The sequence below is a fragment of the Actinomadura kijaniata NBRC 14229 genome, assembly GCF_001552175.1.
GTDB classification, from domain to species: Bacteria; Actinomycetota; Actinomycetes; order Streptosporangiales; family Streptosporangiaceae; genus Spirillospora; species Spirillospora kijaniata.
This window is the reverse complement of the sequence record NZ_BCQR01000029.1, coordinates 19,320-34,723: the sequence shown is the minus strand read 5'-3', so window position 1 is coordinate 34,723 and position 15,404 is coordinate 19,320. Positions and strand designations below refer to the sequence as shown.

Below are 15,404 nucleotides of genomic sequence, written 5' to 3'. Positions count from 1 at the left end.
CAACAAGCGGACGGGGGCCGTCCAGATTAAGTGGACAGATCGCGTCCGCTTGTTCTAGGGTCCGGAAACGGACGGAACACGTCCGTTTATGTCCGAGCAGGAAGCAAGGAGTCCCGTCATGACCGTCTCCCCCGTCCGCGTGGGCATCATCGGCGCCAACGCCGACCCCGGCCGCGGCTGGGCGGCCGTCGCGCACGTCCCGGCCCTGGCGGCCGCCCCCGGCCTCGCCCTCACCGCCGTCGGCACGTCGCGGGAGGACAGCGCCCGCGAGGCGGCCCGGGCGTTCGGCGTGCCGCACGCGTTCGCCGACGCGGGCGCGCTGGCCGCGCACCCCGAGGTCGACCTGGTGACGGTGGCCGTGAAGGTGCCGCACCACGCCGAGCTGGTCCGGGCGGCGCTGAAGGCGGGCAAGCACGTGCTGTCGGAGTGGCCGCTGGCGCTCACCACCGAGGAGGCGCGGTCGCTCGCGGCGGAGGCGGAGGCGGCGGGCGTCCGGCACGCGATCGGCCTCCAGGCGCGGCACTCCCCCGGCGTGCGGTACGCCCGGGAGCTGGTCGCCGAGGGCCGCATCGGGCGCGTGCTGGCGGTGACGGCCTACTCCGCGCGGCCGCACGGCGCGGACGGCCGCTACCCCGCCGCGTCCGCCTACACCGCCGACAGCGCCAACGGGGCGGGCCTGCTGGAGGTCGCCGGGGGCCACGTCCTGGACGCCCTGCAGTTCGTCGCGGGGGACATCGCCGAGCTGTCGGCGCACCTGTCCCGCCAGGTCTCCCACTACACCGTCGCCGAGACGGGCGAGACGTTCGAGCGCACCGCCCCCGACCAGGTCCTCGTCCACGCGACGCTGGCGGGCGGCGCGGTCGCCTCGGTCCACCTGTCCGACCGCAAGGCCGCCAACCCCCGCACCCGGCTGGAGATCGCCGGGACCGACGGCGACCTGGTGCTCGTCACCGACCTCCCCGACCCGCGCGACGCCCAGCTCCAGATCGGCGCGGCCCGGGTGCTGGAGGCGCGCACGGGCGAGCGGGGCTGGCGGGAGCTGCCGGTCCCGGACCGGTTCCGGACGGTCCGGGGCGTCCCGGAGGCGACGGTCCGCAACGTGGCCGAGCAGTACGCCGCGCTGGCCGCCGACATCCGCACCGGCGGGGCCCCGGTCGCGGACTTCGGCCACGCGGTGCGCCTGCACGGCCTGCTCGACGCGGTCCGCCGCTCGGCGGAGACCGGGACCCGGCAGCGGCTCTAGCGCACCCGGCCGCGCGCCTTCAGCGGGACCTCGGGCAGGGCGGGCGCGGGGATCGGGTCGCCGTCGTAGCCGCGCACCTCGCCGAACCGGTCCCCCTCCATCCAGTCGGCGCGGGCCCGCCCGATCTCCTCGCCGGTGCGGCCGACGAAGTTCCACCACATGACGAGCTTCTCCTCGAACGGCTCGCCGCCCAGCAGCATCAGCCCGGCCTCGCCGTCGGCGCGCAGCGGCAGCTCGCGCCGCCCGCACCCGAGGTAGAGCATCGAGCCGGGCTCCAGCCGGACGCCGTCGACCTCCACGACCCCGGACATGGTGAGCACGGCGTACTCGAAGTCGGGCTCGACGGGGAGGCGCGCGGCCCCGTTCACCACGAGGTCGGCGCCGACGATGGGCGTGTAGGCGGTCCCGGGCGAGACCGCGCCGTCGACCTGCCCGAGGATGACCCTCGCGCTCACCCCGCCCCCGGTCACCACCGGAAGGTCGGGGTGGTGCTCGAACGCGGGGTCGGTGTGGCGGTGGGAGTCGGGCAGCGCCACCCACAGCTGCGCGCCGTGCAGGAGGGGCGCGTGCTCGCGCGGCGTCTGCTCGGCGTGCGCGATGGCCCGGCCCGACGTCATCAGCGCCAGCTCGCGCGGCCCGAACGTCAGCTCGCTGCCCAGGCTGTCGCGGTGGGTGATCTCCCCGGCGTGCAGCCAGCTCACGGTCTGCAATCCCATGTGGGGGTGCGGCGCGACCTGCATGCCGGGCTCGTCGGCGATGTCGTCGGGCCCGTAGTGGTCGACGAAGCACCAGGCGCCCACCATGCGCCGCCCGAGGCTGGGCAGCAGGCGGCGCACCACGGTGCTGCCGCCCAGGTTCGTCTCCCGCGCCTTCAGCAGCTCGCGCACCGGCGCGGCGGACACCTCGTCCCGCCCGCCGCACACGACCGGTCTGGGTCGCACGTCCAGGTTGCTCATCGGGTCCTCCCCCGGCGTCCGGTCCCGCGACCGCGACATCTAGTTGAAGATTAAATCACAGGGAGGCCGCCCCGTCATCCCGCCGGTCACCTCTCGCCCAGGGCGGTGACGAGCGCGGACAGCGCCGAGGCGAAGGCGTGCTCCGGCGGCGTCGCGTAGCCGATGACCAGACCGCCGGGGGAACGCTCCGGGACCTCGTAGTAGGAGGTCAGGCCGTCGACGTGGACGTCGCGGGACCGCAGGCGCGCGACCAGGGCGCGTTCGTCGGCGCCGGGCACGTGCAGGACGGCGTGCAGTCCCGCCGCGATGCCCGACAGGTGCGCCCCGGGGAGACGGCGGGCGACGGCCTCGCCCAGGCGGTCGCGGCGGCGCCGGTAGCGGGACCGGCAGCGCCGCAGGTGGCGGTCCAGCTCGCCGGAGCGGACCAGGTCGGCCAGGACGAGCTGGTCGAGGCTGTTGACGGGCGAGTCGTCCCAGGCGTTGGCCCGCCGCATCGCCGGGAGCAGCGCGGGCGGGACGGCGAGCCACGCCAGGCGCAGCCCGGGGGCGATGGTCTTGCTGGCCGTCCCGGCGTAGATCACCTGGTCGGGGGCCATGCCCTGGAGCGCGCCGACCGGCTGCCGGTCGTAGCGGAACTCCCCGTCGTAGTCGTCCTCCAGCACGAACGCCCCCGTCCGCCGCGCCCACGCCAGCAGCGCCGTGCGCCGGTCCGGGCTCAGCGTCCCGCCGAGCGGGTACTGGTGGGCGGGGGTGACCACGACGGCGTCCTGGTCGGTGAGGGCGTCGATGAGCAGGCCGCTGGCGTCGGTGGGCAGCCGCCCCGCCGCCAGGCCGAGGCGGGCGGCCAGCGCCGGATGGTCGGGCGAGCAGGGGTCCTCGAACGCGATCGACGCCGTCCCGAGCGCCTCGCACACGACCCGCAGCGCGTGGGTGTAGCCCGCGCAGACGACGATCTGCTCCGGTGTGGTGACCACGCCGCGGGCCCGGCCCAGGTACTCGGCCAGCGCCTCGCGGAGGTCGGCGACCCCGGCGAGGTCGGCGTAGCCGAACGCGCTGTTGGGCGCGGTCTGCAGGACGCGGCGGGTGGCGGCCAGCCACGCCCGGCGCGGGAACGTCGACAGGTCCGGCAGCCCCGGCCGCAGGTCGCTCCCCTCGACCGGCGGCAGCCAGGAGCGGGTGACGGGCATGGCCCTCGGGGGCGGGGCGGGCTGCGCGGCGACCCTGATCCCCGAACGCGGCGCCGAGGTCAGGTAGCCCTCGGCGACGAGCTGGTCCAGCGCCTGGGTGACGGTGCCGCGCGCCATGCCGAGGTCGTGGGCGAGCGTTCGCGAGGAGGGCAGCCTCGTCCCGGCGGCGAGCCGCCCGGACCGGACGGCGTCGCGCAGGGCGTTCTCCAGCCCGATCCGCAGCCCCCGGCTCCGGTCGAGCCGCAGATGGAGGTCGAGCCCCCAACTGGACCAGTCATCCGCCATGGATCTGGACCATACATGTGAGCCAGATCCTTCGTAGCGTTGCGGGCATGAGACATCTGGCCGCCGCCTTCGGGCAGACGACGGAACTGATGGGACCGGACGGTCAACCCGCCGCGACGAACGCGGGCTCGCACCGCACGGGGAAGTTCACGGAGTTCGCGATGAAGCACAGTCCGTGGGCGCGTTCGTGGAGGGCGCGGGCGCGTTCCTCCTCCGCGGGGTCGGCCAGCGCGGCCTCGGGCCGCAGCACCACCTCGGTGAAGTGCCCGCCGCCGTCGGAGGTCTCGGCCATGGTGCCGACCGGCCGGTCCGCGTAACCGGTCACCACGATCCCCTCCCCCGCGCACAGGTGCAGGAACCACAGCATGTGGCACTGCGCCAGCGACGCGACGAGCAGCTCCTCGGGATTCCACCGGGCGGGATCGCCGCGGAACGCCGGATCCGACGACCCGGCCAGTACCGGCTTGCCGTCCGCGGAGACGTCATGTGAACGCTCGAAGTCCCGGTGGCCGCTGGTGCCGGTGCCGTTGTTCCCGGTCCAGGTCACGGTGACTTCGTAGCGGTGCGTCTTCGCCATGGAAGTCCTTTCCGTGGGGTCTCCCCACTATCTCCCGGGGCGGCATCCGCGGCCGGGCTCAGCGCGACGAGATGTACAGCGCCTCGCCGACCTTGCGGTAGCCGACCCGGACGTAGACGCGGGCCGCGCCGTCGTCGGCGGGCGTGAGGAACGACGTCGCGATCCCCACGTCACCGCCCGCGCGGGTCAGCAGCGCCGTGATCGCGCCCGCGATGCCGCGCCGCCGGTGCGAGGGCAGCACGCCGATGGAGGCGACCTCCGCGACGCCCCGGTGCGGGCGCTCGTTCTGCCCGGCCCCGACCACGGCCCCGGTCGCGGTGTCCACGGCCACCGCGACCAGGCCGCCGCCCTCGACGATCCGCCGCAGCCGCGCGACGTCGTGCTCGGTGGTCCCGGGCGAGCCGAACGCCGCGTCCATCACCCGCGCGGCTCCCCACAGGTCGTCGCCGGCGTCGACCAGGGAGACCCGGACGGAGGGGTCCGCCGGAGCGTCCACCACGCCACCGGGCGAGCAGACCAGCAGCGGGAAGCGGCCCTCGGGCGTGAAGCCCGCCGACAGCAGCGCGTCCTCGACCTTCGGCGCGGCCCGGGGGAGGTACTCCAGCCGGGGCGTCCGCTCGCGCTCCCGGAACGCCGCGACCAGCGCCTCCACCTCCCCGGCCGTGGGAGCGGCGCCGTCGTCGGGGATCGCGTAGTTGAAGAACCGCTCGTCGGAATGGTCGTCGAACCGGAGCGTGAACGGGCCGACGCGCGGAGCGTCCGGACCGGCGTTGGCACGCAGGAAGGCGTGCACCTCGGCAGCGAACAAGGAACCCCTCTCGAAGACGACCCCGGGCACCCTACGGACCGCCCCGCCCGCCGACAACCGAATTGACGGTCGGGCGGGGCCGCCGGAACCGGCTCATCCCCGGACGGCCGCCTCCCGTCCGTAGCGCTCGCGGAAGACGTTGCGCTCCAGCGCCCGCCGCCCGGGGTGCCGCCGTTCCTCCGCCGGATAGCCGACCGACAGCAGCAGGGCGACGGCCAGGTCGTCCCGCCCGTCGATCCCGATCACCTTCTTCACCCGCTCCTCGTCCCAGCCGTTCATCGGGCACGTCGCCAGCCCCAGTTCGGTGGCGGCCAGCATGACGAACGAGGCCGCGATCACGGCGTCCTTGACCGCGTACTCCCGCAGCAGCCCGCGCCGTTCCAGGTCCTCCTGGAACGCCCGCGACGCCTCGGCGAACGCGGCCGCGAACTCCTCGCTCCACGCCCCGTTCCGGCGGGCGAGCGCGTGGACGTCCCCCTGGTCCTCGCGCCAGGACCGCGGCTCGGCCACGAAGACCAGCACGACCGGCGCCTCCTGCGGCTGGGGCTGCCCGCCGGTGGCCCACGTCAGCCCCCGGCGCCCCTCCTCCCCGGACACCGCGACGACGGACCGGTCCTGGAGGTTCCAGCTCGTGGGGGCCTCCGCCGCGAGTTCGAGGAGGGTGTCGAGAACGGCCGGCGGGACGGGGTCGGCACGGTAGTGACGGACGCTGCGGCGGACGCGGATCGCCTCCGCGACGGACATGCTCTGGATGCTCATGCACCCACTATCGGAGAGTCACTCTCCATTGGGAAGTGGGCACAAATTAGTGCGTTACTCTCCCTTCATGACGACCGTGGAATCCTCAGGCCTGCCCGCCGACGTCTACTCCGCCAAGTGCCCGACGCGTCAGGTCCTCGACCACATCTCCGGCAAGTGGACGATCCTGGTCGTGGACTCCCTGCTGGAGGGCACCATGCGGTACACCGACCTCAGCCGCCGCATCGAGGGCGTCTCGCAGAAGATGCTCACCCAGACGCTGCGCGCCCTGGAGGCCGACGGGTTCGTCACCCGCACCGTGCACCCCACGATCCCGCCCCGCGTCGAGTACGCGCTGACCGACCTGGGCCGTGGCCTCGCCGAACCGATCACCGCGCTGCGCCGCTGGACCGAGACCCACATCAACGAGATAGAACGCGCCCGCGCCCGGTTCGCGGAGGCACGGAACCCCCCGCCACCCAGCCGCGCCTGAGCCGTGTTCCAAAGCCCCGGCCCACGGCACTCGCCTGTTCACCGGGCGCGGGAGGGGCCGGCTCCCTCGGTCGGACGCCCTGAAGGATGGCGGACGGCTCGCAGTACGACGGCCAGCAGCGTCAGGCCCGTCGTGATGCCCAGGGTGTGTTCGGCGACCGCGACCCACGGGTGCTCGGCGGTGGTGAAACCTCCCGGTCGCAGGATCACCATCGGCAGTTTCCAGGCGCTCCACGCGAACAGCGAGCCCGACGCCACGAAGGCCGTCGCCACCGGGATCCACCGGGGCGCCCGGGACGCGCGGGCCAGCGTCGCGATGCTCCCGGCTCCCAGCAGCGCCCACAGGCCCGAGTTGGCGATCAGCAGCCGCCCGTCGACGTCCAGGTCGCGGACGAGGCCGAGGGTGCCGCCCGCCGCCCGGTGGCACCAGAGCGCCCCCAGCGCGACCGCGCCGGACACCGCCGCCGTCGCGGGCGGCACGGGGAGACGAAGGTCCCCCACCCGCCCCCGGAACGCCCGCGGCCATCGTTCCCGCAGGTAGATCGGCAGGGCCACGGCCAGCCCCAGGCCCATCCCGGCGAAGCCGACGGTGAGCGGGAGCGCCTCCCACGACGGCGTCGCGCCGGTCTCCCCGTCCCCGCCGCCCAGGACGCCCCGGACCGCCATGAGCGGGATCATCGGCACCAGCAGCCCCGCCCCCGTCCAGGCGACGAAGACCACCGGAACGGCGGGCAGCCCGCTCCCCCAGGGCCGCGCCAACGCCAGCCCCAGCGCGACCCCGGCCGCCGCCATCGCCACGGTGACGGCGTTCAGCAGCACCCAGCCGGTGCCGCCGAAACCGTCCGGGCGTTCCCCGAGCAGGCCCGCGACGACCCAGACGACCTTCACCGCCAGATAGGTCCCCATGCTGGACGCCGCCGCGTACCCCGCCCACCTGCGCGCCGCGTTCCAGCACGGCCCCACCGCCGTTCCCTGTGCGTTCACACCGACGGAGCCTCGCGGAACCGGCGAACGCCCGGACCACCCGCCGGAGGGATCCCGCTCCCCCGCGCGGGGGAAAGGCCAGGGGCCCGGTACCGGACGAGCGTCCGGTACCGGGCCCCTGGTCGGGCGAGGCGGGCCGACCGAGGTCAGCTGCAGCCGCTGGTGGAGCCGCAGCCCTCGCAGACGTAGCAGCTGCCCGCGGGGCGCATCTTCGTGCCGCAGGTCAGGCACAGCGGGGCGTCCGCGGTGCGGCCCTGGCGGGACTCGATGACCTCCATCGAGGAGTGGGCCTCGACGGCCGGGGCCGGGGCGGCGGCGGGCCGGGCCGGCTGCTCGATCTCGGCCGACTGGGCCAGGGTCTCGCGGACCTCCTCGGCCTCGTGCAGGCTCGCCGGGTCCTCGCCGTTGGCCTGCATCGCGCGCTCCTCGGCGGTGAAGATGCCGAGGCCCGCGCGGGTCTCGTAGGGCAGGTGGTCGAGCGCCAGACGGCGGAAGATGTAGTCCATCACCGACGTCGCCATGCGGATGTCCGGGTCGTCGGTCATGCCCGCCGGCTCGAACCGCATGTTGGTGAACTTCTCCACCCAGGTCTCCAGCGGCACGCCGTACTGGAGGCTGATGGAGATCGCCATGGAGAACGCGTCCATGACGCCCGCCAGGGTCGAGCCCTGCTTGCCCAGCTTGAGGAAGACCTCGCCGAGGCCGTCGTCGGGGTAGGACGAGGCGGTCATGTAGCCCTCGGCGCCCGCGACGGAGAAGCGGGTGACGGTGGCCGGGCGCTGCTTGGGCAGGCGCTTGCGGACCGGGCGGGCGGGCTCGGCCACCGCGACGGCCGCGGGCTCGACGGCCGTGGCCTCGGCCGCGGTGTCGGCCTTGGCGTCGGACCGCTTGGAGGCCGACAGCGGCTGGCCGACCTTGCAGTTGTCGCGGTAGATCGCCAGGGCCTTCAGGCCGAGCTTCCAGCCCTCGTAGTACACCTTCTCGATGTCCTCGACGGTGGCCTGCTCGGGCATGTTGACGGTCTTGGAGATCGCGCCGGACAGGAACGGCTGCACCGCCGCCATCATCCGCACGTGGCCCATCGGGGAGATGGAGCGCTCGCCCATCGCGCAGTCGAACACCTCGTAGTGCTCGGGGCGCAGGCCCGGCGCGTCCACGACGTGGCCGTGCTCGGAGATGTACTCGACGATCGCCTCGATCTGCTCCTGCTGGTAGCCGAGGTTCTTCAGGGCCCGCGGGACGGTGTGGTTGACGATCTGCATGGAGCCGCCGCCGACCAGCTTCTTGAACTTCACCAGCGCGAGGTCGGGCTCGATGCCGGTGGTGTCGCAGTCCATCATCAGGCCGATGGTGCCGGTCGGGGCCAGCAGCGACGCCTGGGCGTTGCGGTAGCCGTGCTTCTCGCCGGTCTTCAGGCACTCCTGCCACTGCCGGGTGGCGGCGGCGTGGATGGACCTGTCCATCTCGTCGAGGGTGCGGACCTCGTCGTTGGCGGCGGCGTGCTTGCGCATGACGCGCTTGTGCGCCTCGGCGTTGCGGGCGTACCCGGCGTACGGTCCGACGACCCCGGCGAGCTCGGCGGAACGCCGGTAGGCGACGCCGGTCATCAGCGAGGTGATCGCGGCGGCGATGCTGCGGCCGCCCTCGGAGTCGTAGGCGTGGCCGGTCGCCATCAGCAGCGCGCCGAGGTTGGCGTAGCCGATGCCGAGCTGGCGGTAGTCGCGGGTGGTCTGGGCGATCTTCTCGGTCGGGAAGTCGGCGAAGGTGATGGAGATGTCCATCGCCGTGATGATCAGCTCGGTGAGGCTGACGAACCTCTCGACGTCGAAGGTGTCGTCCGGGCGCAGGAACTTCAGCAGGTTGATGCTGGCGAGGTTGCAGGAGGAGTTGTCCAGCGACATGTACTCCGAGCACGGGTTGGACGCGGTGATGCGGCCGGTCTCGGGGTTGGTGTGCCAGTCGTTGATGGTGTCGTCGTACTGGATGCCCGGGTCGGCGCACTCCCACGCCGCCTTGGCCATCAGCCGGAACAGCTCCTTGGCCTTGACGGTCTCGATGATCTCGCCGGTCAGGCGGGCGCGCAGGCCGAACTCGCCGTCGCCCTCCACCGCGCGCATGAACTCGTCGGAGACGCGGACGGAGTTGTTGGCGTTCTGGTACTGGACGCTGACGATGTCCCGGCCGCCCAGGTCCATGTCGAACCCGGCGTCGCGGAGGGCGCGGATCTTGTCCTCTTCGCGGGCCTTGGTCTCGATGAACTCGGCGATGTCGGGGTGGTCGACGTCGAGCACGACCATCTTGGCGGCCCGGCGGGTCGCGCCGCCCGACTTGATGGTGCCCGCGGAGGCGTCGGCGCCGCGCATGAACGACACCGGGCCGGAGGCGGTGCCGCCGGACGACAGCAGCTCCTTGGAGGAACGGATGCGCGACAGGTTCAGGCCGGCGCCGGAGCCGCCCTTGAAGATGACGCCCTCCTCCTTGTACCAGTCGAGGATCGACTCCATGGTGTCGTCCACCGACAGGATGAAGCAGGCCGACACCTGCTGCGGCGACTTCGTGCCGACGTTGAACCACACCGGCGAGTTGAAGCTGAACATCTGGTGCGCCAGCGCGTACGTCAGCTCGTGCTCGAAGACCTCGGCGTCGGCCTCGGAGGCGAAGTAGCCCTGCTCCACGCCGGTGGTGACGTACATCCGCACCACGCGGTCGATGAGCTGCTTGAGGCTCCACTCGCGCTGCGGGGTGCCCACGGCGCCGCGGAAGTACTTGGAGGTGACGATGTTGACGGCGTTGATCGACCAGAAGTCGGGGAACTCGACGCCGCGCTGCTCGAAGTTGACCGAGCCGTCGCGCCAGTTCGTCATGACGACGTCCCGGCGCTCCCAGTTGATCTCGTCGTACGGGTGTACGCCGGGAGTGGTGAAGATGCGGCTGATCTTCAGCCCCTTGCGGCCCCCCTTGCCGCGTCGGGCCGAGCCGCTCACCGTCTCCGTCATGGCCTTTCCCCCTCCTTGGGGCCCTCCCGCCGGGCCCTGTCCAGGACAACTCCGCCCGCCGGCCGTCCCATCCCGGCCGGGGGCGCTTGACTTAGGTGCTGCTGCTGTCAATCCCTAACGGGATCCGGCGGGCTCCCCCGAGGAACCCCCCTGACGCAAAATCTCGATCTCCCGCGCGAAGTCGTCGAGCGACTCGAAGCCCCGGTACACCGAGGCGAATCGCAGGTAGGCGACCTCGTCGAGCTCACTGAGCGGTCCGAGGATGGCCAGGCCCACCTCGTGGGAGGGGATCTCGGCCGACCCGGACGCGCGCAGCGCCTCCTCGACCCGCTGGCCGAGCTTGGCGAGCGCGTCCTCGTCGACCGGGCGCCCCTGGCAGGCCCTGCGCACCCCGGCGATGATCTTTTCCCGGGAGAACGGCTCCGTAACGCCGCTGCGCTTGGCGACCATGAGGAGCACGTTCTCCTGCGTGGTGAACCGCTTGCCGCACTCCGGGCACGACCGGCGGCGCCGGATGGCGGCCCCGTCGTCGATGGAGCGGCTGTCGATCACCCTGCTGTCAGGGTTGCGGCAGAACGGGCAGTGCACGCGATCCAACCTTCCCTGACTCAACCGCGAGCCACACCGACGAATGAGCCCCACAAGCACAACCTGTGGAAAATCACATCGATGTGACTACTAGATGTTGTGGTCAACCGTAAGGCTCGACCGACGCCTGCGCAACCTGGAACGCGCGTCACACGCGTAGACCCTGGTCACATCGGACCTCCGGGTTTCCCGGCCGGGCGTGTCGCGTCCGCGCGGTCCCCGGCGGCGTCCGGAGCATGGCCCCGGACGTGTACCAACATGTGCCCGGACACGCGTCCGGGCACACGTCCGGGCGCGCTCAGCGCGCGGGCAGGCGCAGGCGCTGACCTGGCTGGACGATGGGGCCGGACAGACCGTTGGCGTCGATGATGCGCTGCACGGTGACCCGGGGGTCGGCGTCCCCGGACGTCCGCACGGCGATGCCCCAGAGGGTGTCCCCGGGCTCGACCACGACGTGCTCCACCCTATGCCCGCGCGACCCCGCGCCCGTCCCCGCCCCGGCGTCCTGACCATGCCTTTCCGGACCTCCGGAACCGGCCCGCGCCCACGGGCCCGCGGTGAGCCAGAGGAGCAGCAGCAGGAGCACCGCCGCGAAAGAGATCAACACCACCCGCCCCCGCCGGGTGAGCCGGACGCCGCCCCCCGCGCCGCTCACGCTCCGTGCGTGCCCGGCCGTCCCGGCATGCCCGCCGGGACGGCGTACCGGACGTCCACCGGAATGCCGCACCACGCGCCCGACGGCGGGACTCGCCGCCCGCCGGGGCCGCCCGCGGCCCGGTCCCGCCGCGCGCCCCGCCGGACGGCGGGAGTCGGGCCCGCGCTCCGGCCGGGCCTCACCGGGAACCTCCGGAGGGTTCTCGTGCGGGGTCCGGGTGGGACCGTGGGCGGCGCGGAGGGTCGCCCCACAGGCCACACCGCCGCGCACCCGGCCACCCCGCCGGGCGGGGCCGCCCCCGTGTCGCCGAGGTCGCGGATCCGGCATTTCACCCTCCTTGCGACGGGCTCGGAATCATTAGCGTTCGAATGAATTTTCGATCGAACACCTGTACGATGTTGTAGCGCGAGCGGAGCCAGATTTCCAGGACATTCTTCGAACAATTGTTTGATCATTGGCTTCGGCCGCGATACCGTGCCATGACAAGGAGTGACGAACCGAGGCGCCGGAGGCGACGATGAGCAAGGTCCGGGAACTGCCCGACGGGCCCATGGACGAGAGCGGTCTGACCCAGCGTCAGCGCATGGTCCTGGAGGTGATCCGCGATTCGGTGGCGCGCCGCGGTTACCCTCCGTCGATGCGCGAGATCGGCGAGGCGGTCGGTCTCACCAGCACCTCCAGCGTGTCGCACCAGCTTCGCGCGCTCCAGCGCAAGGGCTTCCTGCACCGCGACCCCAACCGCCCGCGCGCCGTCGAGATCCGCGTGCCCGGCGCCACGCCGGTGCGCCGCTCCGACGAGCCGTACGAGCCCGGCGCGGGCCAGGACTCCCCCGCCTCCGCCGCACCCGCCTACGTGCCGCTGGTCGGCCGGATCGCCGCCGGTGGCCCGATCCTGGCCGAGGAGGCCGTCGAGGACGTCTTCACGCTGCCCAAGCAGCTGGTCGGCGAGGGCACCCACTTCCTGCTGAAGGTCTCCGGCGACTCGATGATCGAGGCCGCCATCGCCGACGGCGACTGGGTCGTGGTGCGCCAGCAGCCGGTCGCCGAGCAGGGCGACATCGTCGCCGCCATGATCGACGGCGAGGCGACGGTGAAGACCCTCAAGCGCAAGGACGGTCACATCTGGCTGATGCCGGCGAACTCGGCCTACGAGCCGATCCCCGGCGACGACGCCTCCATCCTCGGCCGGGTCGTCGCCGTCCTGCGCAAGATGTGAGCCGCCGGGACCTCCGCGCCCGGTCCCACTCCTGAAGCGCCCGCGCCGCCGCGCCGCGTCCCCTCCGGGGCGCGGCGCGGCGGCGTTCGCGGGGTCAGCGCCGGGGCACGATGTTGACGATCTTGGGGGCGCGCACGATCACCTTGGCGACCTCCGCGCCGCCCAGCGCGTCCCGGACCTTGTCGGAGGCCAGCGCCAGCCGCTCCAGCTCGCCCGGGTCGATCGCCGGCGGCACCTCCAGCCGGTCGCGGACCTTGCCCGCCACCTGGACGACGCAGGTCACCGACTCCTCCACCAGCAGCGACGGGTCGGCCGCCGGCCAGCCCGCCCTGTTCACCGGAGCCTGGTGGCCCAGCAGCGCCCACGTCTCCTCGGCGGTGTAGGGGGCGAACAGCGACAGGACCACCGCCAGCGTCTCGGCGGCCTCGCGGACCGCCGGGTCGGCCGCGCCCGCCCCCGAGTCGATCACCCGGCGGGTCGCGGTGACCAGCTCCATCAGGCGCGCGATGGCGACGTTGAAGCGGTGCGCCTCGACCAGCGTGGTGACCTCGTCGACGGTGCGGTGGGTGACGCGGCGCAGCGCCGTGTCGCCGGCCGCGAAGTCCGCGCCGGGCTCGGACGCCACCTCCGCCGCGATGCGGTGCACGCGGCCCAGGAACTTGCCCATGCCCTGCGGGGACACGTCGGCCCAGTCGATGTCGTCCTCGGGCGGGCCGGAGAACAGCATCGCCAGCCGGACGACGTCCACGCCGAACTCGTCGATCTGCTCGCCCAGGTCGACCATGTTGCCCAGCGACTTGGACATCGCCTTGCCGTTCAGGATCACCTGGCCCTGGTTCAGCAGGCGCTTGAACGGCTCGGTGAAGTCCACCATGCCCATGTCGTACAGGACCTTGGTGAAGAACCGGCTGTACAGCAGGTGCAGGATGGCGTGCTCGACGCCGCCGGTGTACTGGTCGACCGGCATCCACCGGCGGACCTGCTCGACGTCGAACGGCCCGTTCTCGTAGTCCGGCGAGCAGTACCGGAAGTAGTACCAGGACGAGTCCACGAAGGTGTCCATGGTGTCGGAGTCGCGCCTGGCCGCGCCGCCGCACTTGGGGCACTCGACGTTGACCCACTCCTCGGCCGCCGCCAGCGGGGAGGTGCCCTTGGGGGCCAGGTCCGCGCCGCGCAGGTTGTCGGGCAGCCTCACCGGCAGCTGGTCGTCGGGGACGGGGACCTCGCCGCAGGCGTCGCAGTGGACGATCGGGATCGGGCAGCCCCAGAACCGCTGCCGGGACACCAGCCAGTCGCGCAGCCGGAAGTTCACCGCGGCCCGGCCGGTGCCGCGCTGCTCCAGGATCTCGGTGATCCGCCGGATGGCCTCGGCCTTGGGCAGCCCGTCGATCGGGCCGGAGTTGACGATGCGGCCGTCCCCGGCGGTGGCGACGCCGGTCTCGGCGGGGTCGCCCTCGCCGGTGTCGACCACGACGCGGACCGGCAGCCCGAACTTCAGGGCGAAGTCCAGGTCGCGCTGGTCGTGCGCCGGAACGGCCATGATCGCGCCGTGCCCGTACTCGGCCAGCACGTAGTCCGACGCCCACACCGGGATGCGCTCGCCGGTCACCGGGTTGATCGCGTGCCGGCCCAGGAACACGCCGGTCTTCTCGCGCTCGCTGGACAGCCGCTCGATCTCGCTCTCGCGCGACACCTCATCGCGGTAGGCCTCGAACGCGGCGCGCTGCTCGGGCGCGACGATCTCCTCGGCCAGCGGCGCGTCGGCGGCGACCACCATGAACGTCGCGCCGTACAGCGTGTCGGGCCGGGTGGTGTAGACGGTGACCGGCTCGTCCCGGCCCTCGATCACGAAGTTCACGTCCGCGCCGGTGGAGCGGCCGATCCAGTTGCGCTGCATCAGCAGCACGCGCTCGGGCCAGGCGCCCTCCAGCTGCTCCATGTCGTCCAGCAGCCGGTCGGCGTACTCGGTGATCCGGAAGTACCACTGGGTCAGCACGCGCTTCTCGACCAGCGTGCCGCAGCGCTCGCAGTGGCCGCCGACGACCTGCTCGTTGGCCAGCACGGTCTGGTCCTTGGGGCACCAGTTGACCTGGCCGCCCTTGCGGTAGGCCAGCCCGCGCTCGTAGAAGCGCAGGAACAGCCACTGCGTCCACTTGTAGTACTCGGGGTCGGAGGTGTGCAGCCGCCGCGACCAGTCGAACGAGGGGGCGTACCGCTGGAACGAGCCCGCCTGCGTGTCGATGTTGGCGTAGGTCCACTCGGCCGGGTGCGCGTCGCGCTTGATGGCGGCGTTCTCGGCGGGCAGGCCGAAGGAGTCCCAGCCGATCGGGTGCAGCACGTTGTGGCCGCGCTGGAACCAGTAGCGGGCGGTCACGTCGCCGATCGCGAACGCCTCGGCGTGCCCCATGTGCAGGTCGCCCGACGGGTAGGGGAACATGTCCAGCGCGTAGCGCCGCTCGCGCTCACCGTCGTTGTCGTCGGCGCGGAACGGGTCGAGCTCCGCCCAGCGGGCCTGCCACTTGTCCTGAACCGCCCGGGGGTCGTACTGCTCGTCGCTCACGGTCGCTACTCCGGTCCTTGTCTACGGGATTCGTCCGGCTGCTCGCCCAGGTCCACGCGGGTTTGCGCCTGCGGGCTCCTGACATGAGAAAACCCCTCGCACAGGAGGGGTTGCCGCGT

General features: G+C 72.8%; 13 protein-coding genes. 3 read left to right on the top strand and 10 right to left on the bottom strand.

The window, feature by feature from the left end; genetic code table 11:
- Positions 1-118: 118 nt before the first annotated feature.
- Complete coding sequence (locus tag AKI01S_RS10615) at positions 119-1,243, top strand: Gfo/Idh/MocA family protein (RefSeq protein ID WP_067814483.1); 1,125 nt, start codon at positions 119-121, stop codon at positions 1,241-1,243.
- Here the strand turns inward: AKI01S_RS10615 and AKI01S_RS10610 are convergent.
- The 5 genes from AKI01S_RS10610 to AKI01S_RS10590 form a co-directional block, all read right to left on the bottom strand.
- Positions 1,240-2,199 (bottom strand): pirin family protein, encoded by a 960-nt coding sequence (locus AKI01S_RS10610; protein WP_067814481.1) that lies wholly within the window; start codon positions 2,197-2,199, stop codon positions 1,240-1,242. The genes AKI01S_RS10615 and AKI01S_RS10610 overlap by 4 nt on opposite strands.
- An 86-nt stretch (positions 2,200-2,285) precedes the next feature.
- Positions 2,286-3,671 (bottom strand): MocR-like pyridoxine biosynthesis transcription factor PdxR, encoded by a 1,386-nt coding sequence (gene pdxR / locus AKI01S_RS10605; RefSeq protein WP_067814480.1) that lies wholly within the window; start codon positions 3,669-3,671, stop codon positions 2,286-2,288.
- 103 nt (positions 3,672-3,774) lie between these two features.
- The gene (locus AKI01S_RS10600) at positions 3,775-4,248 is read right to left on the bottom strand and encodes an OsmC family protein (protein WP_067814478.1); all 474 of its coding nucleotides are present in this window, start codon (positions 4,246-4,248) and stop codon (positions 3,775-3,777) included.
- Between the two features lie 58 nt (positions 4,249-4,306).
- On the bottom strand, positions 4,307-5,056 hold the full coding sequence (locus AKI01S_RS10595; RefSeq protein ID WP_067814476.1) for a GNAT family N-acetyltransferase: 750 nt from the start codon (positions 5,054-5,056) through the stop codon (positions 4,307-4,309).
- A gap of 93 nt (positions 5,057-5,149) precedes the next feature.
- Positions 5,150-5,815, bottom strand: coding sequence for a nitroreductase family protein (locus AKI01S_RS10590; protein WP_067814474.1), 666 nt, complete (start codon positions 5,813-5,815; stop codon positions 5,150-5,152).
- A gap of 67 nt (positions 5,816-5,882) precedes the next feature.
- On the opposite strand from AKI01S_RS10590, the gene AKI01S_RS10585 reads away from it, so the two are divergent.
- Positions 5,883-6,287, top strand: coding sequence for a winged helix-turn-helix transcriptional regulator (locus AKI01S_RS10585; protein ID WP_067814472.1), 405 nt, complete (start codon positions 5,883-5,885; stop codon positions 6,285-6,287).
- Positions 6,288-6,325: 38 nt separating this feature from the next.
- Here AKI01S_RS10585 and AKI01S_RS10580 read toward each other — a convergent pair whose 3' ends face one another.
- From AKI01S_RS10580 to AKI01S_RS10565, 4 genes are all read right to left on the bottom strand, one after another.
- Complete coding sequence (locus AKI01S_RS10580; RefSeq protein ID WP_083999314.1) at positions 6,326-7,270, bottom strand: hypothetical protein; 945 nt, start codon at positions 7,268-7,270, stop codon at positions 6,326-6,328.
- 146 nt (positions 7,271-7,416) lie between these two features.
- Entirely contained in the window at positions 7,417-10,266 is a 2,850-nt protein-coding gene (locus AKI01S_RS10575; RefSeq protein ID WP_067814470.1) for a vitamin B12-dependent ribonucleotide reductase, read from the bottom strand.
- A 114-nt stretch (positions 10,267-10,380) separates the two neighbouring features.
- Positions 10,381-10,854 carry a transcriptional regulator NrdR gene (nrdR, locus tag AKI01S_RS10570; RefSeq protein ID WP_067814468.1) on the bottom strand — a complete coding sequence of 158 codons (474 nt, stop codon included), beginning with the start codon at positions 10,852-10,854 and terminating at the stop codon, positions 10,381-10,383.
- Positions 10,855-11,152: 298 nt separating this feature from the next.
- Positions 11,153-11,509, bottom strand: a complete 357-nt coding sequence (locus tag AKI01S_RS10565) for a LysM peptidoglycan-binding domain-containing protein (protein ID WP_067814466.1) — start codon at positions 11,507-11,509, stop codon at positions 11,153-11,155.
- 517 nt (positions 11,510-12,026) lie between these two features.
- Here AKI01S_RS10565 and lexA point away from each other — a divergent pair.
- Entirely contained in the window at positions 12,027-12,725 is a 699-nt protein-coding gene (gene lexA, locus AKI01S_RS10560; protein WP_067814464.1) for a transcriptional repressor LexA, read from the top strand.
- A gap of 94 nt (positions 12,726-12,819) precedes the next feature.
- Here lexA and leuS read toward each other — a convergent pair whose 3' ends face one another.
- Complete coding sequence (gene leuS, locus AKI01S_RS10555; protein ID WP_067814462.1) at positions 12,820-15,285, bottom strand: leucine--tRNA ligase; 2,466 nt, start codon at positions 15,283-15,285, stop codon at positions 12,820-12,822.
- Between the last annotated feature and the right edge of the window lie 119 nt (positions 15,286-15,404).